The organism is Streptomyces thermoalcalitolerans, assembly GCF_039525155.1.
Classification (GTDB): Bacteria; Actinomycetota; Actinomycetes; order Streptomycetales; family Streptomycetaceae; genus Streptomyces; species Streptomyces thermovulgaris.
In genome coordinates this window covers 1-24,311 of the sequence record NZ_BAAAHG010000070.1, presented here as the reverse complement: position 1 = coordinate 24,311, position 24,311 = coordinate 1, and the positions used below count along the sequence as shown (strand labels likewise).

19 protein-coding genes are annotated in these 24,311 nt (G+C 72.3%); 5 read left to right on the top strand and 14 right to left on the bottom strand.

Annotation, left to right across the window (positions count from 1 at the left end; all coding sequences use genetic code 11):
• Positions 1 to 89: 89 nt before the first annotated feature.
• Positions 90 to 1,646 carry a hypothetical protein gene (locus tag ABD224_RS26635; protein WP_344054354.1) on the bottom strand — a complete coding sequence of 519 codons (1,557 nt, stop codon included), beginning with the start codon at positions 1,644 to 1,646 and terminating at the stop codon, positions 90 to 92.
• A 142-nt stretch (positions 1,647 to 1,788) separates the two neighbouring features.
• Between ABD224_RS26635 and ABD224_RS26630 the strand changes: the two genes are divergently transcribed.
• A complete protein-coding gene (locus ABD224_RS26630) occupies positions 1,789 to 2,286 on the top strand; it encodes an MSMEG_6728 family protein (protein WP_344054352.1) in 498 nt (165 codons plus the stop codon).
• Positions 2,287 to 2,399: 113 nt separating this feature from the next.
• Here ABD224_RS26630 and ABD224_RS26625 read toward each other — a convergent pair whose 3' ends face one another.
• The 3 genes from ABD224_RS26625 to ABD224_RS26615 all read right to left on the bottom strand — a co-directional run bounded on the left by ABD224_RS26625 (position 2,400) and on the right by ABD224_RS26615 (position 4,593).
• On the bottom strand, positions 2,400 to 3,755 hold the full coding sequence (locus ABD224_RS26625) for a PP2C family protein-serine/threonine phosphatase (RefSeq protein WP_344054350.1): 1,356 nt from the start codon (positions 3,753 to 3,755) through the stop codon (positions 2,400 to 2,402).
• A gap of 109 nt (positions 3,756 to 3,864) precedes the next feature.
• Complete coding sequence (locus ABD224_RS26620; RefSeq protein ID WP_344054348.1) at positions 3,865 to 4,197, bottom strand: cupin domain-containing protein; 333 nt, start codon at positions 4,195 to 4,197, stop codon at positions 3,865 to 3,867.
• Between the two features lie 228 nt (positions 4,198 to 4,425).
• The gene (locus tag ABD224_RS26615) at positions 4,426 to 4,593 is read right to left on the bottom strand and encodes a hydrophobic protein (RefSeq protein WP_344054346.1); all 168 of its coding nucleotides are present in this window, start codon (positions 4,591 to 4,593) and stop codon (positions 4,426 to 4,428) included.
• Positions 4,594 to 4,822: 229 nt separating this feature from the next.
• On the opposite strand from ABD224_RS26615, the gene ABD224_RS26610 reads away from it, so the two are divergent.
• Positions 4,823 to 5,917, top strand: a complete 1,095-nt coding sequence (locus tag ABD224_RS26610) for an NAD(+)/NADH kinase (protein WP_344054344.1) — start codon at positions 4,823 to 4,825, stop codon at positions 5,915 to 5,917.
• Between the two features lie 10 nt (positions 5,918 to 5,927).
• On the opposite strand, the gene ABD224_RS26605 is transcribed toward ABD224_RS26610, so the two are convergent.
• From ABD224_RS26605 to ABD224_RS26560, 10 genes are all read right to left on the bottom strand, one after another.
• Positions 5,928 to 7,094 (bottom strand): PP2C family protein-serine/threonine phosphatase, encoded by a 1,167-nt coding sequence (locus tag ABD224_RS26605; protein WP_344054342.1) that lies wholly within the window; start codon positions 7,092 to 7,094, stop codon positions 5,928 to 5,930.
• Between the two features lie 822 nt (positions 7,095 to 7,916).
• Complete coding sequence (locus ABD224_RS26600) at positions 7,917 to 8,393, bottom strand: SRPBCC family protein (protein ID WP_344054340.1); 477 nt, start codon at positions 8,391 to 8,393, stop codon at positions 7,917 to 7,919.
• Positions 8,394 to 8,504: 111 nt separating this feature from the next.
• Entirely contained in the window at positions 8,505 to 9,548 is a 1,044-nt protein-coding gene (mgrA, locus tag ABD224_RS26595; protein ID WP_344054337.1) for an L-glyceraldehyde 3-phosphate reductase, read from the bottom strand.
• 175 nt (positions 9,549 to 9,723) lie between these two features.
• Complete coding sequence (locus ABD224_RS26590) at positions 9,724 to 10,908, bottom strand: PP2C family protein-serine/threonine phosphatase (RefSeq protein WP_344054335.1); 1,185 nt, start codon at positions 10,906 to 10,908, stop codon at positions 9,724 to 9,726.
• 192 nt (positions 10,909 to 11,100) lie between these two features.
• A complete protein-coding gene (locus ABD224_RS26585; protein WP_344054333.1) occupies positions 11,101 to 12,426 on the bottom strand; it encodes a lipase family protein in 1,326 nt (441 codons plus the stop codon).
• Between the two features lie 203 nt (positions 12,427 to 12,629).
• Positions 12,630 to 15,641: a SpoIIE family protein phosphatase gene (locus ABD224_RS26580; protein ID WP_344054331.1), complete on the bottom strand. Its 3,012-nt coding sequence runs from the start codon at positions 15,639 to 15,641 to the stop codon at positions 12,630 to 12,632.
• A 72-nt stretch (positions 15,642 to 15,713) separates the two neighbouring features.
• Positions 15,714 to 18,179 carry a SpoIIE family protein phosphatase gene (locus tag ABD224_RS26575; RefSeq protein WP_344054329.1) on the bottom strand — a complete coding sequence of 822 codons (2,466 nt, stop codon included), beginning with the start codon at positions 18,177 to 18,179 and terminating at the stop codon, positions 15,714 to 15,716.
• A gap of 141 nt (positions 18,180 to 18,320) precedes the next feature.
• Positions 18,321 to 18,797, bottom strand: a complete 477-nt coding sequence (locus tag ABD224_RS26570; protein WP_344054327.1) for a GNAT family N-acetyltransferase — start codon at positions 18,795 to 18,797, stop codon at positions 18,321 to 18,323.
• Positions 18,798 to 18,931: 134 nt separating this feature from the next.
• A complete protein-coding gene (locus tag ABD224_RS26565) occupies positions 18,932 to 20,386 on the bottom strand; it encodes a glyceraldehyde-3-phosphate dehydrogenase (protein ID WP_344054325.1) in 1,455 nt (484 codons plus the stop codon).
• Positions 20,387 to 20,554: 168 nt separating this feature from the next.
• The gene (locus ABD224_RS26560; protein WP_344054323.1) at positions 20,555 to 21,031 is read right to left on the bottom strand and encodes an SPW repeat protein; all 477 of its coding nucleotides are present in this window, start codon (positions 21,029 to 21,031) and stop codon (positions 20,555 to 20,557) included.
• Between the two features lie 215 nt (positions 21,032 to 21,246).
• Between ABD224_RS26560 and ABD224_RS26555 the strand changes: the two genes are divergently transcribed.
• The 3 genes from ABD224_RS26555 to ABD224_RS26545 all read left to right on the top strand — a co-directional run bounded on the left by ABD224_RS26555 (position 21,247) and on the right by ABD224_RS26545 (position 24,194).
• Complete coding sequence (locus tag ABD224_RS26555) at positions 21,247 to 22,308, top strand: PucR family transcriptional regulator (protein ID WP_344054321.1); 1,062 nt, start codon at positions 21,247 to 21,249, stop codon at positions 22,306 to 22,308.
• Between the two features lie 168 nt (positions 22,309 to 22,476).
• Entirely contained in the window at positions 22,477 to 23,109 is a 633-nt protein-coding gene (locus tag ABD224_RS26550; RefSeq protein ID WP_344054319.1) for a hemerythrin domain-containing protein, read from the top strand.
• A complete protein-coding gene (locus ABD224_RS26545) occupies positions 23,106 to 24,194 on the top strand; it encodes an NADH-quinone oxidoreductase subunit B family protein (RefSeq protein WP_344054317.1) in 1,089 nt (362 codons plus the stop codon). Before ABD224_RS26550 ends, ABD224_RS26545 begins: the two co-directional genes overlap by 4 nt.
• The last annotated feature ends 117 nt before the right edge of the window (positions 24,195 to 24,311 follow it).

Here is a 24,311-nt window from a genome sequence, read left to right as displayed (position 1 = left end):
CAGGTTCCCGATGATCCGGGTGATCGGGTCCCAGGACATGTCCACCAGCTGCGCGGGCCTGCGCCCCGCCGCACGAGCCTCCGTCGTCGTCATGTCGTCTGCTGTCCCTCGCTGTTGTCGGTCTGTGGGTGATCTGCCGCGGCCGGGGGCTCGAGCGGTTCGAGTTCGTCGGGCCGGAAGTGGTGGAAGCGGCCGTACCAGCCGTGCAGTTCGGCCGCGGGGTCGTCGTCGAGGGTGACGGCGAGGTGCACGCTGCCGTCCACGTCGTGGAAGAGCGCGGCGACCCGCGCGGTGCGCCCGGCCAGGAACATGTCCTGGGCGTCGGTGCCCCGGCCCCGCGGACGCAGCCGGACACGGCTGCCGCCGCGCACCGGCACGCCGTCCACGAGCACCGGGTCGGTGGTGGGGGAGAGGCCGTCGTCACCGCCCTCCCGCCACCACACGGGCCGCTCGGCCGCAGGGCCGTCGCCCGCGGCGGAGGCGCCGGGACCGGACGACGGAGCAGCCGGAGAGGCCGAAGGAGCCGGAGCGGCGGGAGCCAGTGACCGGATGGCGCCGTGCAGCCGGGAGAAGACCTCCGGAGGCATGTTCTCCACCCGGTCGAGGATCTCGGCGGCACGCGGGTCGGTGGCGCGCGCCTCCTGCTTCTCCTCGTCCGTCAGAAGCAGTGTGCGCAGCGTCAGAAGCTCGTCGATCTCCCCGGCGTCGTACAGGTCGCCGGGGCTCTCGGGCGCGATCCGCGGATGGTCGGGAAGGATGATCGGTGCGGAGAGCAGCAAGGGCGCGGTGCCGCCGCCCTCCTGCCCGGACGGCGGTTCACCGCCGAGCACGGGGAAGACGAACGCGTTGCGGCAGCCCTGGACGTGCTCCAGCAGACCGGCGGGCGGATCGATCAGCGAGACGAACTCCACGCCCGTGCCGCCGATGAGCGTGTGAGTGGCGATGAGCGCCTGGCGCAGCGCCTCGTCGCGCGCGGCGCACGGATCCGCCGCCTGCCCCGTGTTCTCGGTGCGCACCCGGAGCCGGACCAGGCCCTCGCCGAGACGTTCGGCCGTGAGCGTGGTGCGCGCCCGGACCTCCTCGCGCCGCCGGACGACCCGCCCGGCGCCCCCGGGCAGCGGCTCGCTCTCCTCGCCGGCCGCCGCCCCCACCGGGGCGCCGTGCTCCCGCCGCAGCAGATCGTCGAGCGGAACGACGAGGTCCGTCTCGCGCGGCACCGCCTCGTCGAACGTCAGATGCGCCGTGCCGTCACCGGTCCGCAGCGACTCGACGGCGTGATACCGGCCGTCCCGGCCGGCCTTTTCCACCTGCTTGTGCTGCATCTGCAGATAGCGCACCCTCGCCCGTACGACGGCACCGGCGTCGCGGACCCGCACCAGGCACTCGGTCTGCTGGTACCAGGAGTCGGCGGAGCCGGCGACACCGACCGGGACGGGGCCGTCGCGCTCCACCCAGTTCCGCGGCAGCAGCACACCGAACTGCCAGCGGACCCGGTTCTTGGCGGACGAACGGCGGTAGGGGTAGAGCAGATAGCCCTCGTAGAGGACGGCGTCGGCCACCGCGCTCAACTGCTCGAAGGACGATCCGCCGGGGCCGTCGTGCACGGCGGCGTCGTCCACGGCACCCTCGACCACAGCATCCGGCATTCGGCGCCTCCTCCCGATTCGCAGGTGCGCCATTCCTTCCACCACGGGCACACCGCTCACGCGCCCCCGGCCCCCTCCGGCCCAGTGCCGTTGAGCCGTCCAGGGGAACCCGGAGAACGACCGGACGCATCCCGGAGGCGCCGTGCAGACGTTCCTGCCGTATCCCGACTTCCTCGAGTCCGCGCGGGTGCTGGACCGTCGCCGGCTGGGCAAACAGCGGGTCGAGGCGGTGCAGGTGCTGCGTGGTCTGACGGTTCCCGGCTACGCCTGGCGGCGGCATCCGGCCGTGCGCATGTGGACCGGCTACGAGGAGGCGCTGGCGCGCTACGGACTGGACGTCTGCCGGGTCTGGCGGGAGTACGGCCACCGGGACAGCTGCGCGGCCACGCTCGTCGCCGATTTCGCCGCGGCCCGTCCCGGCACGGCGATACGCGGCCAGGCCGAGCTGGCGGCGGCCGGCGAGCTGCCGCCCTGGCTCGGCGACGAGGCCCTGCACCGCAGCCATCGCTCGGCACTGGTGCGCAAGGACCCGGACCGGTACGCCCCGCTGTTCCCCGGGGTGCCGCCCGGACTGCCGTACGTCTGGCCCCTGTCGGACCGGGACACGGGTCCGCGGGAGGAACCGCGCACCGGACCGTGAGCGGATCCGGCCCGGCCCCGCCCGCGGCTTGTGCGGCCCGTCGGGACGGCATCCGGACCCGCGGCGCGCCCCTTGTGCCGGGCCGGTGTCTCTCAGGGTTCCAGGCCGGTGTCTCAGGCCGGCGGACGGGGCACGCGCAGGGCCAGCAGGGCGACGTCGTCGTTGTACGCGTCCGGGCGGCCGATCAGCGCATCGCACAGCGGGCCCAAGGGGGCGGTGGCCAGGGCGGAGGCATGATCGGCCAGGTCCCGCAGACCCGCGTCGATGCCCCGGTCACGGCGCTCGATCAGACCGTCGGTGTACAGCAGCAGGGTGCTCTCCGGGGGGAGGGGGTGGGTGTGGTCGGGACGGGGCATGCTCGGGTCCACACCGACCGGGATGCCGTGCGCCTCGGGAGCCAGGCAGCGGACGGTGCCGTCGGCGGTGACCAGCAGCGGTGGCGGATGCCCGGCATTGGTCCAGCACAGGACGTGCCCGGCGTCCGGCCGCTGTTCGATCCGGGCCAGGAGCAACGTGGCCGCAGACGAGTCGCCGAACGCGGTCAGCGCCCGGTCGAGCCGGCTCACGATCAGGCTGGGCGGCCCGCACCGGTCGAAGGCCAGCACCCGCAGCATGTTGCGGATCTGCCCCATCTGCGGTGCCGCCTCCACATCGTGGCCGGTCACGTCGCCGACGACGACCAGGACCGTTGTGTCGGGGAGGCCGAAGGCGTCGTACCAGTCCCCGCCGAGCCGGGGGAGGTCGGAGGCGGGCTGGTAGCGGGCCTCCACCCGCAGGGGCGACAGATCGGGCAGCACCGGCAGCAGACGGCGCTGGAACTGCTCGGCGGCCCGCTTCAGACGCTCGTACAGACGGGCGTTCTCGATGCTGATGCTCGCGGCGCTGGCCAGGGCGGTCAGCAGGGTCTCGTCGGCGTCGGTGAAGGGCGTTCCGTCCTCCTTGTCGGCCAGATAGAGGTTGCCGTACACGACACCGCGCACCGTCAGGGGGACTCCCAGCAGGCTGGTCATGACCGGGTGACCGGGCGGGAAGCCCACCGCGCGGGAGTCCGTGCGGATGTCGTCGACCCGCAGGGGCTCGGGCCGCGAGATCAGCCGGCCCAGCAGCCCGTGGGTCTGCGGAATACCGCGTTCGGCCAGCAGCGGCCCGGCGTCGACCCCGGTGGTGATCAGGTCGACGAACGTGCCGTCCTCCCCGAGCACGCCCAGGGCGCCGTAGCGCGCGCCGGTGAGATCGGCGCCCGCTTCCACCAGGTGTCGCAGGACGGCGCGGGGGTCCATGTCGGCGCTGATGGTCACCACCGCCTGGAGCAAGCGGCCCAGCCGGCGCCGCTCGAGGGACAGCTGCCGTATCCGGAGGCTGAGCTCCTCGAAGGCGTCGATGCCCGAAGGGCGGTCGTTCTCCCCGAAGGGGGCGTGCGCGTGCCCGGCGGTCTCCCGCGTCTTCGGCCGTTGTGGATCATCCGGCATGGAGCACCTCCCGGCAGATCCGACCCCGGTCACTGCCCGGGCCCGGCAGAGCCCACATTACGCCGACCGGGGGGACGGCGGCGCCCCGATGACGGCCCGGGAACCCGCGTCAGGGCTTCTTGGAGACCGTGAGCAGGACCGCGGCGTCCTCGAGGGCCTCCAGGCTGTGCCGGGCCTGGGGCACGATGAGCAGGTCGCCCGTCATGCCCTCCCAGGAGGAGTCGCCGCTGCGCAGCCGCACCCGTCCGCGCAGCACCAGCACGGTCGCCTCGCCGGGGCTGTCGTGCTCGGCCAGGGACGTGCCGGCACGCAAGGTGAGGAGGGTCTGGCGCAGGGTGTGTTCATGGCCGCCGTAGACGGTCTCCGCGCTGCGGCCGGCCGAGGACTCCGCGGCCCGTTCGAGATGCTCGCGTACACGGGCCTCGAGAGAGATCTTCTGCATCGTCGTGACTCGTCCTCACCGGGAGTGCCCATCGGGTCGGTTCCGTAGCCTACGCCGGTGGGCCGCCGCTTTCGGGTGCGTGTCGTCCGGTCGCGCCGCCGAAGAGCCGGGCCCGCGGAGAACCGCCCCACCGGGCGTCCCGCCGGCATGGCCGAGGGGAGACACGGCTGGGGGAGCGGGAGACGGGCGAACGGCTCCTGACGTGGCGAACGGCCCCCGGCGCGGCCGTCACCAGCGGTACCAGCGGCTCCTTCGGCCGCCGTCCCCGGCCCGTACGACGAAGCCGAGCAGCCATACCACGAACACGATGATCGCGATCCACCACAGCGCCTTCAGGGCGAACCCGGCACCGAAGAGGATCAGGGCGAGCAGAAGAACAAGCAGCAAGGGCACCATGGTGATCGACCTCCGAACCACCGTCTGCCCCTCTTTTCCGGAAAAACGCCTCGTGGACACCGGTGTTTCCCTGTCCGAAGGAGGGGAACCCGGTACGGTCCGTCCCCGTCCCGGAGCGTGCGGAGCCGTCCGGAGGCGTGGCGTTCCGGGTGGGCGCACGCCGGCCGGTGAAACGCGCCAGCCGGTGAAAAGGGTGTCCGCGCGTCCGCGAGCCGTCCCGGAGGCAGAGATGACGGTGCGCCGTGTCGGCCTGGTCGTCCACAGCGGGCGCGACGAGGCCGTGGCCGCCGGGCGGACGGTGCGTCAGTGGTGCGAGGAGCACGGCGTCGGCTGTGCGGACATCGACGTGTGGGGCGGCACGGGCCGGCGCAGCTCCCGGGAGGAGGTCGAGGCCGCGGGCGATCCCGATCTCATCGTCACGCTGGGCGGGGACGGGACCTTTCTGCGTGGCGCCCGGCTGGCCGCCGTGAACGACGCCCTCGTGCTGGGCGTCGACCTCGGCCGGGTCGGCTTCCTCACCGAGGTTCCGGCCCCGCTCGTGCGCTCCGCGCTGGACGCCGTCGCCGAGGGCCGCCTCACCGTGGAGAGCCGGATGCTGCTCACCCTGCGCGCCTCGCGCCGCCTGGAGGTGCCCGCCGGCATCGAGGAGCTGATGCGCTACGGCCGCCGCCCGATGCTGCCGCCGCCACGGGTGCGCACCGACTGCGAGGCCGACGGCGACTGGGGCGTCGCGCTGCATGTCACCGCGCTGAACGACATCGTCCTGGAGAAGCTGGCACGGGACCGGCAGATCTTCGTCGGGGTCTACCTCGCGGGCCAACTCCTGGCGTCCTACTCGGCCGACGCGCTGCTGGTCGCCACCCCGACCGGCTCGACGGCCTACAGCTTCGCCGCCGGCGGCCCGGTCGTCTCGCCCCGTGTGGACGCCCTCGTCTTCACCCCGGTCGCCCCGCACATGGTGTTCGACCGGTCGGTCGTGGCCGCACCGGACGAGCCCGTCGCCCTGCGCGTCCTCGAACGCTCCGGCCAGGCCGCCGTCAGCATCGACGGCCAGCTGCGCGGGGTCCTCGACCCCGGCGACTGGATCGGCGTGTACGCGGCCCGGCGCCGGCTGCGGGTCGTCCGGCTGGGCCCGATGGACTTCTACGGCCGGCTGCGCGACCGTCTGAACCTCACCGACGCCCCGGCGGCGGTCGCCGACGGAGTGCCCGCCCCGCTCTGGCCGGTGACCACTCCGCGGCCCGAGGATCTCGCCCATCTGGCGCTTCCTCCCGGACCCGACGCACCCCGTGGCGCCTCCGGGACCGACGGCCTGCCCGAGTGACACCGCTCCGTCAGGGACGGGGCTCCTCGGGCAGGCGGTAGGCGGCGAGTGCGGCGATGTCGTCCTCCAGCCGGCCGCCGCTGTAGTCGAGCAGGTCCGCGTGCAGCCGTTCCAGAAGCTCGCCGGGCGGAAGGTCCCCCCAGGAGCGGACACGCTCGACCAGCGGGTAGAGGGCGCCGGTCCGGTCGCGGGTCTCGGTGATGCCGTCGGTGTACAGCAGCAGCTGGTCACCGGGCCGGAAGGGCTCGACGTCCACGTGGTAGCCGCTGCAGACCAGTCCGCCGATATTGATGGGCGGCGAGGGATCGGTCGCCTCCAGCTCGGTGACCTTGCCGTGGCCGATGAGCAGCGGCGGTGGATGACCGCAGTTGACGATGCGGACCACGGGCTCCGTGTCGGGAATCTCCGCGAACAGCGCCGTCACGAAGCGTTCCGCCGCGTCGCCGGTGACCTGCTGGGCATGGCGGCTCATGCTCCGCTCCATCCGCCGGGCCAGACCGGCCAGATCGGGCTCCTCGTGGGCGGCCTCGCGGAAGGCGCCGAGCATCGTCGCGGCCGTCTCGACGGCGACCAGTCCCTTGCCGCGGACGTCGCCTATGAGCAGGCGCACTCCGTGCGCCGTCGGCACCGCCTCGTACAGGTCGCCGCCGATCTGCGCCTCGGCGGCCGCGGACAGATACAGGGTCTCCACGGAGACCTGGCCGAGACGGTGGGGCACCGGCCGCAGCAGGACCCGTTGCGCGGTCTCCGCCACGGAGCGCACCGTGGCGAGGGTGCGCTCCCGGCGGGTGCGGTGCATCGACAGGAAGGTGCCGAGGACGCCGATCAGGAAGGTGCACACGTAGTTGGCCACGTAGTGGCGGTCCCACATGTAGTCCACCGGCCGGCCCGCGCAGCACGGGGTGCCGGCCAGAACGCCCTCGAACATGACGGCGAACACCGTGATGGCGGCGACGGCGACCGGACCGTGGGCGAAGGCGGCGACCATCGGGAGCGCGGTGAGCACAAAGCTCACGGGCCACTGCACCGGGGTGACCGGTTCCACGATGAGGACCACCGCGACGTACAGGGCCGGAAGCCAGCGCAGCCACAGGGGCGGCGCGGGCACCAGCTGCTGCGCCGACGGGTTCCGCGCCGCACGCGTGTCCTCGCCGGTACGGCGGCCTGGCCACCTCATCGCGGGCTCCGGTGGCATCGGGGCGGGGGAGCGGACGGCCCGAAGGAGCGCGGCAGGAGACGTCCCGGCCGCGGACGGCGGCCTTCGGGGAAACACTCGGGCGGCTTGTTCACAGGAAACTCCCGGCTGGCTTGGCCAAGACCACCAGCGTGCTGCGCCGCACCGGTCCATTGTGGCATTGCCCGGGAAAAGGGCATGTCGGAGACGGACGGAGCCGGGTGGTGCGGGACCGCCCGCCCGGGGAGAACCCGTCCGGGGAGCGCCCGCCCGGACCGGCGGGTCCCGCGAGCGGAGGACGGGGGCACCGGAGCGGAGCCGCGGTGGCCGGCCGGACCGCCGGGGGAGGGACGTTCCGGACGCCAGGTGGTCACCGGCGCGGCGGCCGGCAGCAGTTCGGCGAGGCCGCCGCCGTAGTACATGATCTCCGCCCCCTGCCGGACGTGCTCCACGGGTGCGTGGACACCGACGAGGAAGCCGCCGTACAGGGCCTGGGCGACCAGCGCGTGCACGGCGACCGCGATGTCCAGGCACACCGGCCGGGCCCGTACCCCCGGCCGGTGCGGAGCGGGGCCGGGACGGGACGTGTCGTGTCCGCGGTCGTCATCCTGCGCTTCCTCTCGCCGCCGGCGGTCGCCCCATGCCTTCCCCGGAGGCCTCGGGTCACCCGGTGCGGGCGCCCCGGGTCACCCGGTCACCGCGCGGCCCGCCGGGATGCCGGACGGGTCCCGCCGGGCGGGCCGGCGCGCACGAGAGCGCCCCGGCCGGTTCCCGGGGTGTTCCTCGGGACGGCCGGGGCGCGGTGCGGGGCGTGTGCGGCGGGACTCAGTGCGAGGGGCCGGCGTCCCCGGGCCGGACACGGCCCCGCCAGGATCCGGTCTCGTCGCCGCGCTGCTCGATGTACTGCTTGAAGCGCCTCATGTCGCCCTTGATGCGCCGGTCGATCATGCCCAGCATGTCGCCGGTCTTCTCCACGACTCCGCTGGGCTCGACGTCCATGACGAGCTCCACCCGGGTGTGCGTGTCGTCCACGGGCTCGAAGCGGACCGTGCCCCTTTGCCGGGTGTCGCCCGTGGTGCTGCGCCAGGTGATGCGCTCGTCGGGCAGCTGGTCGACGATCTCGGTGTCGAACTCCCGTGTGACACCGCCGATCCTGGTGGTCCAGTGGTTGTGGCGGTCGTCGATCTGCCTGACCTCCTCGACCCCCTCCATGAAGTTCGGGAACTCCTCGAACTGCGTCCACTGGTTGTAGGCGGTGTGGACGGGGACGCCGACCTCCACCGTTTCCCTGACCGTGCTCATCCGCGCCTCCTGATCTCGCTGACCGGCCCCGGCGGGACGGCTGCCCCGCCGCGGGCTCCCGGTATGCGGCGAGTACCCCGCGACAGGGGATGCACGACCGGCCGGTGCGGATCAGCCGATTTCCCCGGCGCGGGCCGCCCGCCACAGATCGACGTCGCCGTCGGTGGCGTACTTGTCGATCTCGGTCAGCTCCTCGTCGCTGAAGTCGAGGTTCTTCAGCGCGGCCACGTTCTGCTCCAGCTGTTCCACACGGGAGGCGCCGATGACCAGGGAGGTGACGCGCTGGTCGCGCAGCGCCCAGGCGAGGGCCATCTGGGCGAGGGTCTGCCCGCGGCGGGCCGCGATGTCGTTCAGGGCCCGCAGCCGCCCCAGCATCTCGTCGGACAGCCAGGCGGTGTCGAACGAGGTGCCCTGTGCGGCCCGCGAGTCCTCGGGGATGCCGTTCAGGTAACGGTCGGTCAGCAGCCCCTGGGCCAGTGCGGTGAAGCCGATGACGCCGAAGCCCTCCTCCTCGGCGGCCTCCAGCAGCCCCTCGGTCTCGATCCAGCGGTTGAACATGTTGTACGACGGCTGGTGGATCAGCAGCGGGGTGCCCAGGTTGCGCAGGATGGCGACGGCCTGCCGGGTGCGCTCGGTGTCGTAGGAGGAGATGCCGACGTACAGGGCCTTGCCCTGGCGCACGGCGGTGTCCAGCGCGCCCATCGTCTCCTCCAGCGGCGTGCTCGCGTCCAGCCGGTGGGAGTAGAAGATGTCCACGTAGTCCAGGCCCATGCGCTTCAGCGACTGGTCGAGCGAGGCGAGCAGGTACTTGCGGGAACCGCCGCCCTGGCCGTAGGGACCGGGCCACATGTCCCAGCCCGCCTTGGTGGAGATCACCAGCTCGTCCCGGTACGGCGCGAGGTCCTGCTTCATCAGCCGGCCGAAGTTGATTTCCGCCGAGCCGTAGGGCGGGCCGTAGTTGTTCGCCAGGTCGTGGTGGGTGATACCGAGGTCGAAGGCGCGCAGGGCGATCTCGCGCTGGGTCTCGAACGGCCGGTTGTCACCGAAGTTGTGCCAGTAGCCCAGGGACAGAACGGGCAGGTCGAGCCCCGAGCGGCCGGTGCGCCGGTAGAGCATGGTGCCGTGGTAACGCTCAGGATCTGCGACGTAGGTCATCAGGTGGTCTCCGGGTGATGCGGTACGGCGTCCCCCCGGGCCCGGGGGGACGCCCCCCACCTTTGCTTCCGAGTGATCCTGAAGTCCAACCACTGTCCTTCATCGGATTCAGCACCGCCGTTTCTGAATCCGGCGGGATGCCGGGTCCCCCCGTGCGGGGCCGGCGCGGCAGGGGTCAGAGAGACCTCGACGGGCTGGTGCCCTCGGCGGAGGAGGGGCCGGGCTGGAGGCCGAGGCCGAAGCGGCGGCCGGACGGTGCGGGGACACGGTGGATCGCGATGAGGGCGATGTCGTCGTCGAGGCGCTCGCCGGTGTGGGCGAGCAGGTCGCACTGGATGTGGTGGAGCAGGGTTTCCGGGGAGCACCCGGCCCACTGGGTGATCCGCTCGGTCAGCGGATAGAAGGCGCCGGTGCGGTCACGGGACTCGACGGCACCGTCGGTGTAGAGGACCAGGGTGTCGTCCTCGCCGAAGGGCAGCACCTCGACGGCGGGGCCGTCCGGGTCGGTCAGACCGATCCCGAGCGGCGGGGCGGGGGCGAGGTCCGGCACCGTGATCCTTCCGTCCGGGCCGAGCAGCAGCGGTGCCACATGACCGCAGCTGGTCATCCGGACGACCGGCTCGTCGTCCGGTATCTCCAGCAGCAGCACGGTGACGAAGCGTTCCCCCGCCTCCTCCTCCGGTTCGAAGTCGGCGAGGTGGCGGGCCATGCTCTCCTCCAGGGAGGCGGCCAGCGCGGGCAGGGTGGCGTGGCGGTGCGCGGCCTCGCGGAACGCGCCGAGCAGCAGGGCCGCCTCGCCGATGGCCGGCAGACCCTTGCCGCGTACGTCCCCGATCATCACCCGGGCCCCGCCGTGGGCGCGGGCGGCGGCGTACAGATCGCCGCCGATCGACGCCTCGTCCTCGGAGGCCAGATAGAGGGAGGCGAGCCGCAGGCCGCCCAGCCGGCTCGGCAGGGGCCACAGCAGCACTCGCTGAGCGGCCTCGGCCACCGACCGCACCTGCGCCAGTTCGCGCGCACAGTGGCCGCGGACCACGCTCAGGGCCATGATCAGCAGGGTGAGCAGCGCGAGAGCGATCAGCTGCACGATCATGTTCCGTGAGGACAGTTCCCCCAGCCACCAGCCCGCGAACGCCTGGGCCGCCACCGAGACCGCGCCGATGATCCCCGTCGTCCACGGGCCCGAGAACCATGCGGTGATCGCGGGGGCGATCACCAGCAGCGGGCCGAGCACAATGTCGGACGGCACCACGATGCTGGACACGGTGATGAGGACGATGAGCGCGACCGGGATCAGCAGCAGGGGACTCACCTGTCCCGGCTGCGCACGAACAAGAAACCGCGCCTGCCAGGAACTCACGCATACCACAGTGCACCGTGGCAGCGGGACGTGCGAGCGCAGTCCGCTCGGCCCCTCGGTCCGCGACCGGCGGCGCCCTGCCCGGTTCCGCGGAACCGGGCAGGGCGCCGCGGAGCCCGGCGTGGTGCCCGGCTCGCGTGGCACCGGGAGCCGCCCCGCCGGTGACGGAGCGGCCGGACCGGGTGGTGCGGGTCAGGACCGGGAGGGCACCGTCGCGCAGTTGGAGGTGGCCGGCTTGCCGGCGAGGCGGTCGGTCAGCCAGGACACGGCGGCGCCGTGGTCGACGAGCAGCGGGGTGAAGTGGTTGATCAGAGCGCTGCCGAGAGGGGGCAGATGGACCGCCTTGTAGGTGACGTCGGCGCCCTTGGCGCACCAGTCGGCGGCGAGCTGCCGCGCCTGGGCGTGCGGAACGAGGTTGTCGCTGACCCCGGTGGCCAGACGCACCGGGCCGGCCGGCTTCAGGCGGCCGATGCGCTGTTTGTCGAGGAAGTCCTGGAGTGCGGGTGTGGCACGGATGATCTCGCTGACGGACCGGCCGTCGGTGGTCCATCCGGTGCTGCGGGCGAAGCCGTACGAGAAGAGCGCGTCGCCCGCGCACATGGTCGACAGATCGGCCAGGGCGGCCTTGCCCGCGGCGTTGAGGTGCGCGTCGGCGATCGGCTGGAGCTCGGGATCGGACTGGAGGAAGCCGTTCAGGGACCAGCCCAGGGCGCCGGCCAGTTCACTGCCGTCGACGGCCCGGGTGACCTCGGTCAGGTCGGCGGGCGGCGCACCGGCGTAGGTGCCGGCGAGGGGGACGTCGGGGGCGTAGTCGGGCTGCAGTTCGGCGGCGGCCGCGACGGCGCCGCCTCCCTGGCTGTAGCCGAACAGGCCGACGGGGGAGGCCGGGGTGACGGACGCGCCGGCGACAAAGCGGGCGGCGCGGGCCGCGTCGAGGACGGCGTGGGCCCCGTCGACGCGGTTGACGTAGGTGTGCAGCCGGTCGGTGGTGCCCAGGCCGACGTAGTCGGTGACCACCACGGCGGTGCCCCGGGCCAGCAGCCGGTAGATCGACAGGTTCTCGTAGCCGACCGACAGGGTGCGGCCGTTGAACAGGATCGGACGTTCCAGGCCCAGGGAGGCCGCGCACTGGTCGCCCTGTCCCAGGGTGCCCGGTGCGACGACGACCAGGGGACGTGGCCCGGTGCCCTTCCAGCGGGCCGTCGGTTCGATGTAGGCGCCGGTGACGGCCACCGGCCGGCCGGTGGAGTCGGTCGACTTGTACATCAGGCGCGTGGCCCGGCCCGGCAGAGGACCGTGCAGGCCGGGCAGGCTGAGGGCGAGCGGAAGCGGTTCGCTGCGGATCAGGGTGCCGTCGGCCTCCGGAAGCCCGGCGGGCGGGGTGTAGAAGGCGGGAATCCTGACGCCCCGGGAGACCACCTCGGCCGGTCCGGTGGCCGCGGTGGCCGGGAGAGCCTGGACGCCGAGGCAGGCGGCGGTGGCGACCGCGACGGCGAGCAGGCGTCTGCGTGCGGGCATGCGGAACCTCCTCGGTGAGGCCACATACGAAGTGGTTGAAGCCGAACGTACGTGGCCACCGGTTACCGCGGGTAGCGGTTGGAAGGTTACGGTTCAGTAATGTGACTTAGCGTCAGATGGAGGATGTATCTCCGTTACCGACCGCACGTGGATTCGGCATCTTCAGGGCTTTTGTCGCGCCGGTGCGCTCACCAGGTCTGTGCTCACCAGGTCAGGGTGTCGAGCAGCGCCTCGGAGGCCGGCCCCGGGAGGCCGCCCGGGCTCAGTTCCGCCCAGATCACCTTCCCGTGCGCCCCGTAGCGCGTGCCCCAGCGCCGCGCGAACCGCGAGACCAGGAACAGACCGCGGCCGCCCTCGTCGGTGGCCGCCGCGCGCCGCAGATGCGGTGAGGTGCTGCTGCCGTCCGACACCTCGCAGATCAGACTGCGGCCCAGCAGCATCCTCACCCGGACGGGCGGGGCGCCGTACCGGACGGCGTTGGACACAAGCTCGCTGAGGACCAGCTCCACGGCGAACGCGGACTCCTCCAGCCCCCAGCCGTGCAGCCGGGCGGCCGCCTCCGTGCGCACCTCGGAGACCTCCGCCGCGTCGAACGGCACCTCCCAGACCGCGACCCGGGACGGGGCGAGCAGCCGCGTCCGGGCGACGAGCAGGGCCACGTCGTCGCCCGGATGCTCCGGCAGCATCGCCTCCACCAGGTCCCGGCAGGTCTCCTCCGGGGTCCGGCCCGCGTGTGCGACGGCCGCGCCGAGCATCGCCAGCCCCTCGTCGATGTCCCGTCCGCGGTTCTCCACCAGGCCGTCGGTGAACAGCACCAGCCGACTGCCCTCCGGCAGGGTCAGCTCACCGGTCTCGAACGGCACCCCGCCCACCCCCAGCGGCGGTGACAGGGGCAGATCGGGGAAGGTCACCCGCCCCTCGGGATCCACCACGGCCGGTGCGAGGTGCCCCGCGCGGGAGACCGTGCAGTGCCCGCCCACCGGGTCGTAGACGGCGTACAGACAGGTGGCCCCGGTGACGGGGGACACCTCGCCGTCGGCACCCGCGGTCTGCGCGTCCAGCCGCGTCACCGTCTCGTCCAGACGGGCGAGCAGTTCGTCCGGGGGCAGGTCCAGGGACGAGAAGTTCAGCACCGCCGTCCGCAGCCGGCCCATCGTCACCGCCGCGTGCAGTCCGTGCCCCACCACGTCGCCGACCACCAGCGCCACCCGGAAGCCGGGCAGGGGGATGACGTCGAACCAGTCGCCGCCCACGCCGGACCGCGCCGGCAGATACCGCCACGCCGGCTCCAGCGCGTCCTGCTCCGGCAGGTCCCGGGGGAGCAGACTGTGCTGGAGCGCCACGGACATCGCGTGCTCGCGGGAGTACCGGCGTGCGTTGTCGATCGCGACGGCCGCCCGGGCCACCAGCTCCTCGGCGACCGCGGCGTCCTCCTCCTCGAACCGCGCAGAGCCGGACCCCCGCCAGAAGCTGACCATGCCGAGGGTCATGCCCTGTGCCCGGAGCGGCACCGTGATCAGCGAGTGGAGGCCGTGGGCCAGCACCCGGCGCGCCTCCTTCGGGTCCTGTGCCCGCCAGTCCTCCGCGGCGTACAGGTCCGGCACCCGCACCGCCTTCCCGCGCCGCAACGCGGCCGCCATCGGGGTGCCGGCCACCCTGAACCGGATCAGGTAGCCCACCGGCTGCAGCGGGACGGACGTCACGATCCCGCGCAGCGCGACACGGCGCATCCGGTTCACCGCTCCGGTGGGTTCCTCGCCGTGCAGCACGGACTCCAGCAGTTCCACGCTGACGACGTCCGCCACCCGCGGGACCGCCACCTCGGCGAGTTCCCGGGCGGTGCGCCGTACGTCGAGCCTGGTGCCGATCCGCATCCCGGCCTCGTACAGCAGGGTCAGCCGTTCCCGTGCCGCCTCGGCCCGGCCGGACAGGGCCCGCAGCTCCGTGGTGTCCCGGAAGCTGGCCACCAGGGTCCGCCCCGGGTGTCCCGTCGTCCGCCCGGAGAGCGGGCGCCGCGGCGTCCGGGGCGGAGGGCCGTGGGCGTACGCGGACGACTTGGACGACTTGGACGACCTGGGCGGCTCGGACGACGCGGGCGCCCCGGCGAGACGCCGTGCCAGACGCCGCAGCGCGGACGGGAGACCCCGCCCCCGGAAGGCCCCGGGGCCCGGCGCGCTGCCGTACGGCGCGGTGCGGCGGGTGTTGACCGCCAGCAGCCGGTCACCGGCCGGGAACACCGCGTCGGAGACGGCCGCTCCCGACTCCAGCAGCCGTGTCATGCCCGGCCCCAGACCCAGGTCCGTGACGTGCCGCCGGTCGCGGTCGGTGTCCTCCGGGAGGTCCAGCAGCCGGCGGGCCTCGTCGTTGGCGAGCAGGACCCGGCCGTCGGCGTCGACGATCAGCACGCCCTCGCGCACCGCGTGCAGCACCGCGTCGTGGTGCTCGTACATGCGGGCCATCTCGGCCGGACCCAGACCGCGGGTCTGGCGGCGCAGCCGCCGGCCGACGAGGAAGGTGCCCCCGACCGCCAGCACCGCGGCCAGGACGGCGGCGTTCAGGACCATCGGGACCTGCTGGTCCATCATGCGGCCCGGGCCGTGGACCCCGACGCCCGCGGTGACGACACCGACCACGTTCCGGTCCGCACCGATGACGGGCACCACCGCACGCACGGAGCCGGCCGGTCCGCCGTGGAGGGTCTCGGTGAACGTCCTGCCCGCCAGTGCCCGGCCGATCTTTTGGGGCGGCACGTCGGCCGGCCCCGGTCCCGCGTCGGTCACGGGGCGTCCCTGAGAGGTCAGCACGGAGAGGGAGTCGACGCCGGAGCTCAGCCGTGCCTTCCTGGCCGGGGTGCGCAGAAAGACCGATGGATCGGGCGACTCCAGGGCGAGCGCCGTACCGGGCGCCCGGGCGAAGACCTCGGCGGCGGCCAGTGCCTGCTCCTTGGCCCTGAGCTCGCTGTCGTACTGCCGCTGCAGCACCACGGCCGCGGCTCCCGCCGCGGCGAGCACCAGGACGACGACCAGCTGGAGCAGGAAGATCTGTGCGGCGACCGTGCCGAGCCACCGGGACGGCGGAAGGCTCCGCTTCAGACCCCGCTTCCCAGGGCTCCGTGCCCTCCGCGCCCCCGGACGGCGGCGGGCCGGAGCAGTCCGCCGCCGGTCGCCGGCCGGCGGTTGCGCGCCCCGCGGGAACCAGCGGGGACAGGAGCCCATGCCCTCCGTTCTAACACCTCGCCTCCCCGTCGGGCGAACGGCAGGTCCGGCACCTTCTCCCGGGAGCGCGGCTCAGGAGGCCGGTGAGGCAGGACGCGGGAACGCCGGGGCCTGGCTGGGCAGGGGCTGTTCCGTCCAGATCGTCTTGCCGGAGCCCGTGTACCGGGTGCCCCAGCGCTGGGCGAGCTGGGCGACCAGGAACAGGCCCCGCCCTCCCTCGTCCGTGGTGCGCGCGCGCCTGAGGTGCGGGGAGGTGCTGCCGCCGTCGGAGACCTCGCAGATCAGGACGCGCTCGTGGATGAGACGCAGGCCGATCGGGCCGCAGGCGTGCCGGATGGCGTTGGTGACCAGTTCGCTGACGATCAGTTCCGTGGTGAAGGACGCCTCCTCGAGCCCCCACAGGGACAGCTGGTGGCTGACGTCGTCGCGCACCTTGTGCACGGCCGACGGCTCGACGGGCACCTCCCAGGACGCCACGCGGTCGTGGCTCAGGATGTGCGTGCGGGCGACGAGGAAGGCGACGTCGTCGCGCGGCCGGTCCGGCAGCAGGATGCGGACCATGGTGTCGCAGATCTCCTCCAGCGGCCGGTCGGGGTGGGCCAGGGTGAAGCAGAGCCGTTCCAGGCCGACGTCGACGTCCTGGTCCGAGGCACTGATGAGACCGTCGGTGTAGAGCGCGATGACGCTGCCCTCCTCCAGCTGCATCTCGACCGACTCGAACGGCAGTCCGCCGATGCCGAGGAGCGGGCCGGTGGGGATGTCGGGGAACTCCACGGGCTCGTTCAGATGGGCGATCGCGGGACTGGGGTGTCCGGCCCGGGCCACGGCCATGGTGCCGGAGACGGGGTCGTAGACGACGTACACGCAGGTCGCGCCGACCGCCGTCGGTCCCTCGTCAGACGCCTCCGCCTCCTCCGACAGACGCACGACCAGGTCGTCGACGTGGGCCAGCAGCTCGTCCGGGGACAGGTCCAGGTCGGCCAGGGTCTGTACGGCGGCCCGCAGCCGCCCCATGGAGGCCGCCGCGTGCAGACCGTGGCCGATCACGTCGCCCACCACCAGGGCGACCCGGGCACCGGAGAGCGGGATGACGTCGAACCAGTCCCCGCCCACCCCCGAGTCGGTGTCGGCCGGCAGATAGCGGTAGGCCACCTCGACGGCACTGAGCCGGGGCAGGGCGGACGGCAGCAGGCTGGTCTGGAGAGTGAGCGCCGCCTGGTGCTCCCGGGCGAAGCGCCGGGCGTTGTCGACGCACACGGCGGCCCGCGCCACCACGTCCTCCACCAGCAGCTGGTCGTCCTCGGTGAACGCGTCGGGATTCTTCCAGCGCAGCAGGGTCACCACGCCCATCGTGATGCCGCGGGCCCGCAGCGGCACGACCAGATGCGTGTGCGCGTCGAACCGGTCCGTCCCCGTCCACTGCAGGGGGGCGTCGGCGAGCCAGGGTGTCGACGGACCGATGGCCTGGCGGACGGCCTTTCCGGTGGCCAGGCAGAGCTGCTGCGGAGACCCGCTGGGGTAGTGGACGGCCTCGCCGACCCCGGCGAGCACCCGGGGGTGGTCCTCCTGGATCGACAGGTGGGCCGAGTGCCGCAGGACGGCCGGACGGAGTATGGAGGTGGCGGGCGGGCCCTGTTCCGTCTGCACCACGTCCAGAAGGTCGATGGCCACGAAGTCGGCGATCCGCGGGACGACGACCTCCGCCAGCTCCTGGACCGTCCGGTCGAGGTCCAGCGTGGTCCCGATGTGCTCACTGGCCGTGTTCAGCAGCAGCAGCCGCTCGCGCGACGGATCCTGGGCGGTGACGTCCAGGGCGGCGTAGCAGATGCCCAGCGTCCGGCCCGTGCCGTCGCGCAGCGGGAAGAACGACCGCAGCCGGGAGCGCGGGGGACCGCGCCGGGGCGACACATGCTCGATGGTGACCTGGGACTGCCCGGAGATCAGGGTCTGCCGGGCGTGCCGGGTGACGACCGGCGACGTCTCCGTCACGACGTCGCCGGCCGCGGCGCTGCTGCTCTCGGTGTCCACCGGATGTCCCTCCACTCCGGCCAGGGCGCGGTTCACCCAGCGGTACCGCAGCCGGGTGTCCAGCGCCGCGACCCCGATGGGGGACTGTTCGAGCAGGCCCTGCACGACCGCCTCGTACCACTCGTGCCGGTGCCGGTCGGCGACGTCGCAGGCGAGGACGAGCCAGTCGCGCGAGCCGCCCGCGGCGAGCAGCGGGCACACACGGACGGCGAGCCGGACGGTGTGGCCCGCACGGTGGCGGACGGCGATCACCGCGTCCCCTGCGCGGTCGATCCGGCGCAGCCGGGAAACCATGGCGGTCGGGATGCGGCCGGGCCACAGCAGCCGGGCCGGACGCTGTACGACATCATCAGCCGGATAGCCGAGCAGGTCCTGGGCTCCCCGGCTCCAGTAGGCGATCAGCCCCTCGGCGTCGATGATCGCCACCGCTGAGGTCTTGATGTCGAACGGATCGCCCGGATACGTGTGGTCGGCCGCACCGCTGACGCCCATGTTCTCGCTCTCGTCCACGGGCAGGACCTCCTACGGGCACATCCTGCCATCGGTGGCGGTCTCCCGCCGCTCGGGGAGACACGGGCCGGTGCCACGGGGGAGAACAAGCCGTGTGCCGCGCGGGAGAACGGGCCGTGTGCCGTGCGCGGGGAGAGCCGGTCATGCCTCCGCCGCCAGCGCCTTCAGCGGTTCGTCGGTGAGCCGGTACACCGTCCACTCGTCCTGCGGGCGGGCGCCCAGGGACTCGTAGAAGCCGATCGCCGGCTCGTTCCAGTTCAGGACCGACCACTCCAGGCGCGCATAGCCGCGGGCGACGCACAGGCGGGCCAGTTCCCTCAGCAGCGCCCGGCCGTGGCCGTTGCCGCGGGCCTCCGGGCGGACGTAGAGGTCCTCCAGGTGGATGCCGTGCACTCCGCGCCAGGTGGAGAAGCTGAGGAACCACAGGGCGAAGCCCACCACGTCGCCGCCGGCGTCCTCCGCCAGGTGCGCGAACACCGCCGGGTGCTCGCCGAACAGCGCCTCGGCCAGCTGCTCGGGCGTCGCCCGGGCCTCGTCGAGCGCTTTCTCGTACTCGGCGAGCTCACGGATCAGGGTGTGGATGACAGGGACGTCGGCAGGGGTCGCGGGACGAATCATGCGCGCAGTCTCACATGCCGTGTTCCGCCGGAACCGGCCGGGGAGCGGAACAGGACGGCGGGGGGGGCGGGGGGGGGGGGGGGGGGCGGCCGCGGGGAGCGGCCGGCCGCCGGACGTCCGGGCGATGGGCCGGCTCAGGACGCCGGTGCCGGATAGGTCGGGTACTCCACCCCGGAGACGTACTGCACGACCCGGATGACCTGGCAGGAGTAGCCGAACTCGTTGTCGTACCACAGGTAGAGGATCGCGTTGTCGCCGTCGACCTTGGTGGCGCCGGCGTCCACGATGGAGGCGTGGCGCGAGCCGATGAAGTCGCTGGAGACCGCGTCGGGGGCGCTGGTGAAGTCGATCTGCCGCTTGAGCGGGGAGGTCAGCGACACCTTGCGGAGGTAGTCCAGGACCTCCTCCCGGGTGGTCTCGCGCGCCAGCTGCAGGTTGAGGATGGCGATCGAGACGTCCGGCACGGGAACGCGGATCGAGCTGCCGGTGATCTTCGCCTTGAGGTCGGGCAGCGCCTTGGACACGGCGGAGGCGGCACCGGTCTCGGTGATGACCATGTTGAGCGGCGCGGAGCGTCCGCGGCGGTCGGCCTTGTGGTAGTTGTCCAGCAGGTTCTGGTCGTTGGTGAACGAGTGGACGGTCTCCACGTGACCGCGCAGCACGCCGTACTCGTCGTCCATCGCCTTCAGCGGCGGGACGATCGCGTTGGTGGTGCAGGAGGCGCAGGACAGAATCCGCTCGTCCGGCTTGATGGTGTCGTGGTTGACGCCGTGGACGATGTTGGGGACGTCGCCCTTGCCCGGCGCGGTCAGGACGACCTTGTCGATGCCGGGGCGCAGGTGCTGGGACAGGCCCTCGCGGTCGCGCCACTTGCCGGTGTTGTCGATGAGGATGGCGTTCTTGATGCCGTACGCCGTGTAGTCCACCGACGCCGGGTCGTCGGCGTAGATCACCTTGATCCTGTTGCCGTTGGCGAGGATCGTGCTGTTCTCCTCGTCGACGGTGATGGTGCCCTGGAACTGGCCGTGGATGGAGTCGCGGCGCAGCAGCGAGGCACGCTTGACCAGGTCCTCGGAGGCCCGGCCGCTGCCTCTGCGGACGACGATGGCGCGCAGCCGCAGGCCGTTGCCGGAGCCGGCCTTCTCGATGAGCAGACGGGCCAGGAGCCGGCCGATGCGCCCGAAGCCGTACAGGACGACATCGCGCCCCTCACGGCGCTCGATCTTGTTGGCGCCGGTGGCGCCGGCGACGGCCTCGGCGGTGAACTCCTCCACCGACAGGCCGCGGTTGTCGTCGCGGTACGCCGCGACGAGCAGGCCGAGGTCGATCTGGGACGGCCCGAGATCCAGTGTGGTGAGCGCCTTCAGGAACGGAAGCGTCTCGGTGACGGACAGCTCCTCACCGGTGATCTGCCGGGCGAACCGGTGGGCCTTGAGGATGCTCACCACCGACTTGTTCACCAGAGAACGACTGTGAATCAGGACGGTGACGTCCCGCTCCCGGTGCAGTTTCCCGATCATCGGGATCATCGACTCCGCGATCTCCTCGCGGTTCTTCCAGTTGGTGAACGAGTCGTCGTTGACAGTCACGGATCTATCTTTCGAGATCTTTCGAGCTGGGCTGCTCTATCTTTCGAGCAGAGTGGCGCTCATATGCTAACCACACGAGATGTTGATCATGACAAGCGGGTCGTACCGCCGCATCAGGGCGGTACGACCCGCTGTCGTGACGGATGTGTCAGTAGGGGGCCGACGGCATCACCGGTGGGAGGCGTGGCCGTGGCGGGCGGCTCCGAGCGTCAGTGCCGTGGCGGCGAGCCCCAGCAGGGCCACCAGGGCGCCCATCCAGCAGTTGTTCCAGATGATGCCCGCGCGTGCGCTGTGGGTCTGGGTCACGACCCAGGGGGAGATCAGCAGCCAGAGGCCGAGCGGGGCGAGGATCCACGCGAGGCGGTAGGTGCGCTCCGGAACCAAGGTGAGACCGGCCCCGATCAGGGCGATGGTGAGACCGATGATCAGGTTGTTGATCGTGATGTTGCGCTGCAGCGCGAAGTGCACGACCCAGGGCGAGATGGCCACGTAGAGGCCGGCCAGGACGATGAGCCCCTCGACGACCATGGCCCGGCCGCTGGAGGCCGTCCGCTCCAGGCGCTCCCGCATCTCGGCCATCTCGGGGTGCGAGGTCATTCCGGTTCCGGTGGTGGAGCCGGTGGCGGAGCGTTGCGGATACGACATCGCTGCCGTCTCCTCTCCATGAGATTACGAGTGTGTTGTTGTGGTCCTAAGCGCCGATTTCCCTTAAATGTCTGAATTAGCACCTTCTGATGTGATTTTTATCGTGTGTGGCGCCTCGGCCGACCCCCTTCACGGAGCGTGCTCGGCCATTTGTCAACCGCATCCGTGGTACGTCAAGATTTCGTCAAGGACGCGTCAAGATCTGGGGAGGGTGTGTGACAGAGGCGGAGCTCCCCGACGAGTACCTGGCGGGATACACCCGGATCCTGGCCGATGTCTGTGCCACCGGCCGCCGTCTGACCCGGGACGAGCTGAACCTGTTGCGCGCCCAGGGGGAACGGGCCGCGGAGGCCGGGCGCAGCCTGCGCGCACTCATCCTCCGGCACCTGGCCGAGGCCAGGGCCGTCGCCCCCACGCTGACGGCCGCCGGGACCGACCTGGTCCTCGCCGCCGTCGAGCAGGCCGTCGACGCGTTCGCCGAGGGCCATGAACGGGCCCAGCGGCTCGCCATGCGCCAGGAGGAGGCCGACCGCCGGGAGTTCATCGACGACCTGCTCTACGGCCGCAGCGACCTGGGGCGGCTGGCCGAACGCGCCGAGCGTTACGGGCTGCTGTTCTCACGCGCGCACGCGGTGGCGGTCGCCCAGGGCGCCCAGCCCGTCGACGACACCCATCCGGCCACCCGGCATGTCGAGACCACGCTGTTCACCCGGTTCGGTGAGCGCCGCATCCTGCTGACCACCAAGGACGGCCGGCTCGTGTGCATCGCCCCGGGCGACCAGGAGGACGTCCTGACGTTCTTCGCCAAACAGGCGTACGCCGCCACCGACGGCGGCCGGGTCGCCATCGGACGCACCCATCCCGGCGCCGGGGGAGTGGTCCGCTCCTACGAGGAGGCCCTCAACGCGCTGGAACTCGCCGACCGGCTCGAGCTGGAGGAGCCCGTCCTGCGCGCCGCGGACCTTCTGGTCTATCCCGTCCTGACCCGCGACCGGCAGGCCATGGCCGACCTGGTCCGCGACACCCTGGGGCCGCTGGAGACCGCCCGCGGCGGGGCCCAGCCGCTCCTGGACACCCTGACCGCCTACTTCGAGGCCGGCTGCACGGCCGCCGAGGCCGCGCGCCGCCTCAACCTCAGCGTGCGCGCCTTCACCTACCGCCTGGAGCGCATCCGCAAACTGACCGGCGCCGACCCCGCCGACCCCATGCACCGCTACACGCTCCAGACCGCCACGATCGGTGCGCGTCTGCTGGGCTGGCCGGAGAACGAGCTGTGACGCGGCGGCGGTTGGCGGCGCCGCCCGACCGCCTTGGACCTTCCGGGCACGGAGCTGCTCCGGACGGCTCTCGCCGTTCACTCCACTGACCCTTCACAGGAGGCGTCCGCCGAGGGGCGGGGCAAACCTGGAGGGCGACGGATGACCTTCCCGTGAGGGGCGTCGTCCGTGCCGGCCGCGCAGCCGGCCGGCAGGCCGGCGGCACCCACCGCACCGGCTCCGCCGCAGGTCACCGCCCCGGACGAGGAAGGCGCGATGGACGCCATCGAGTTGTTGAAGCACGACCACCGCAGGGTGGAGCAACTGTTCCGTGACTACCGTGCCGCGGCCTCCCGGACCCAGCGGCGCGCCGTGGTCGAGCTGATGATCCGCGAGCTGTCCCAGCACGCGGCGCTCGAGGAAATGATGCTCTACCCCCTGGCCAAGAAGGTGCTTCCCGACGGCGAGCAGAAGATCGACGAGCATCTGAGCGAGCACATGGCCGTCAAGAAGCTGCTGTTCGCCCTCGACAGGCTGCCCTCCGGGGACGAGCGCGAGGCCGGCCTCGTGGCCGAGCTCAAGCAGGAGATCGACGAGCACATCCGCGAGGAGGAGGGCGAGACGATGCCCGCACTCCGCGACCGTGTCTCCCAGGAGAAGCTGGACGAGCTCGGCCGGCTCCTCGACCGGGCCCGGCGGACCGCTCCCACCCGGCCCCACCCGAACGCCCCCGACCAGCCTCCCGCGCTCGCCGTGCTCGGGCCGGTGGCCGCCGCCTACGACCGACTCCGTGACCGTCTCCATGGGAGGCCGAGCACATGACCACCGCCAGTGGTACCACCGAAGTCAGCCGGGAACCCGAGGGCGCCCGGGAACAGGCCGGTTTCGACGAGATCCACATCCTCTGGATCTCCGAGGGCATGAGCTGCGACGGCGACACCGTCTCCATGACGGCGTCGGGCCAGCCGGCGATCGAGGACATCGTGCTCGGGCTGATTCCCGGGCTGCCGAAGGCGCACCTGTACAACAAGGTGCTCTCGCCGAGCCTGGGCGGCGAGGACTTCCTCGTCCCCTTCCGGGCCGCGGCGGCCGGGGAACTCTCCCCGTTCATCCTCGTCATCGAGGGCTCGATCCCCAACCAGAACATCATCGAGGGCGACGGCTACTGGACCTCCTTCGGCAACGACCTGAAGACGGGTGAGCCGCTCACCCTCAACTGGTGGATCGACCGGCTCGCCCCCAAGGCCTGGGCGGTCGTCGCGGCCGGCACCTGCGCCACGTACGGCGGCATCCACGCGATGGCCGGCAACCCCACCGGCTCCATGGGCCTGGCCGACTACCTCGGCTGGGACTTCAGGTCGCAGGGCGCCCTGCCCATCGTCAACGTCCCCGGCTGCCCCATCCAGCCGGAGAACTTCATGGAGACCCTGACCTGGCTGCTCTACCACGCCGCGGGCTCCGCACCGCCCCCGCCGCTGGACGAGATGCTGCGCCCGCAGTGGCTGTTCGGCAAGACGGTCCACGAGGGCTGCGACCGCGCCGCCTACTACGAGCAGGCCGACTTCGCCAAGGACTACAACTCACCCAAGTGTCAGGTGAAGGTGGGTTGTTGGGGCCCCGTGGTGAACTGCAACGTACCCAAGAGGGGCTGGATGGGAGGCCTCGGCGGCTGCCCCAACGTGGGCGGCATCTGCATCGGCTGCACCATGCCCGGCTTCCCCGACACCTTCATGCCGTTCATGGACGAGCCCACCGGCGGCAGCCTGTCGTCCAGCCTGATCAGGCCCTACGGCGCCTTCATCCGGCGCATGCGCGCCATCACCAGCATGGCCGTCAACAAGGAACCGAAGTGGCGTCACAACCGACCCGAGCTGACCAGCGGGTACGACCCGCACTGGCGCGCCTGACGGAGGAGTGAGGACCAGACCGACATGACGACGACGGAGGCTCGTGCGGCGGGGCGCAGGCCCGCGCAGCTGGTGGACATGTCCTGGGACCCGATCACCCGGATCATCGGGAACCTG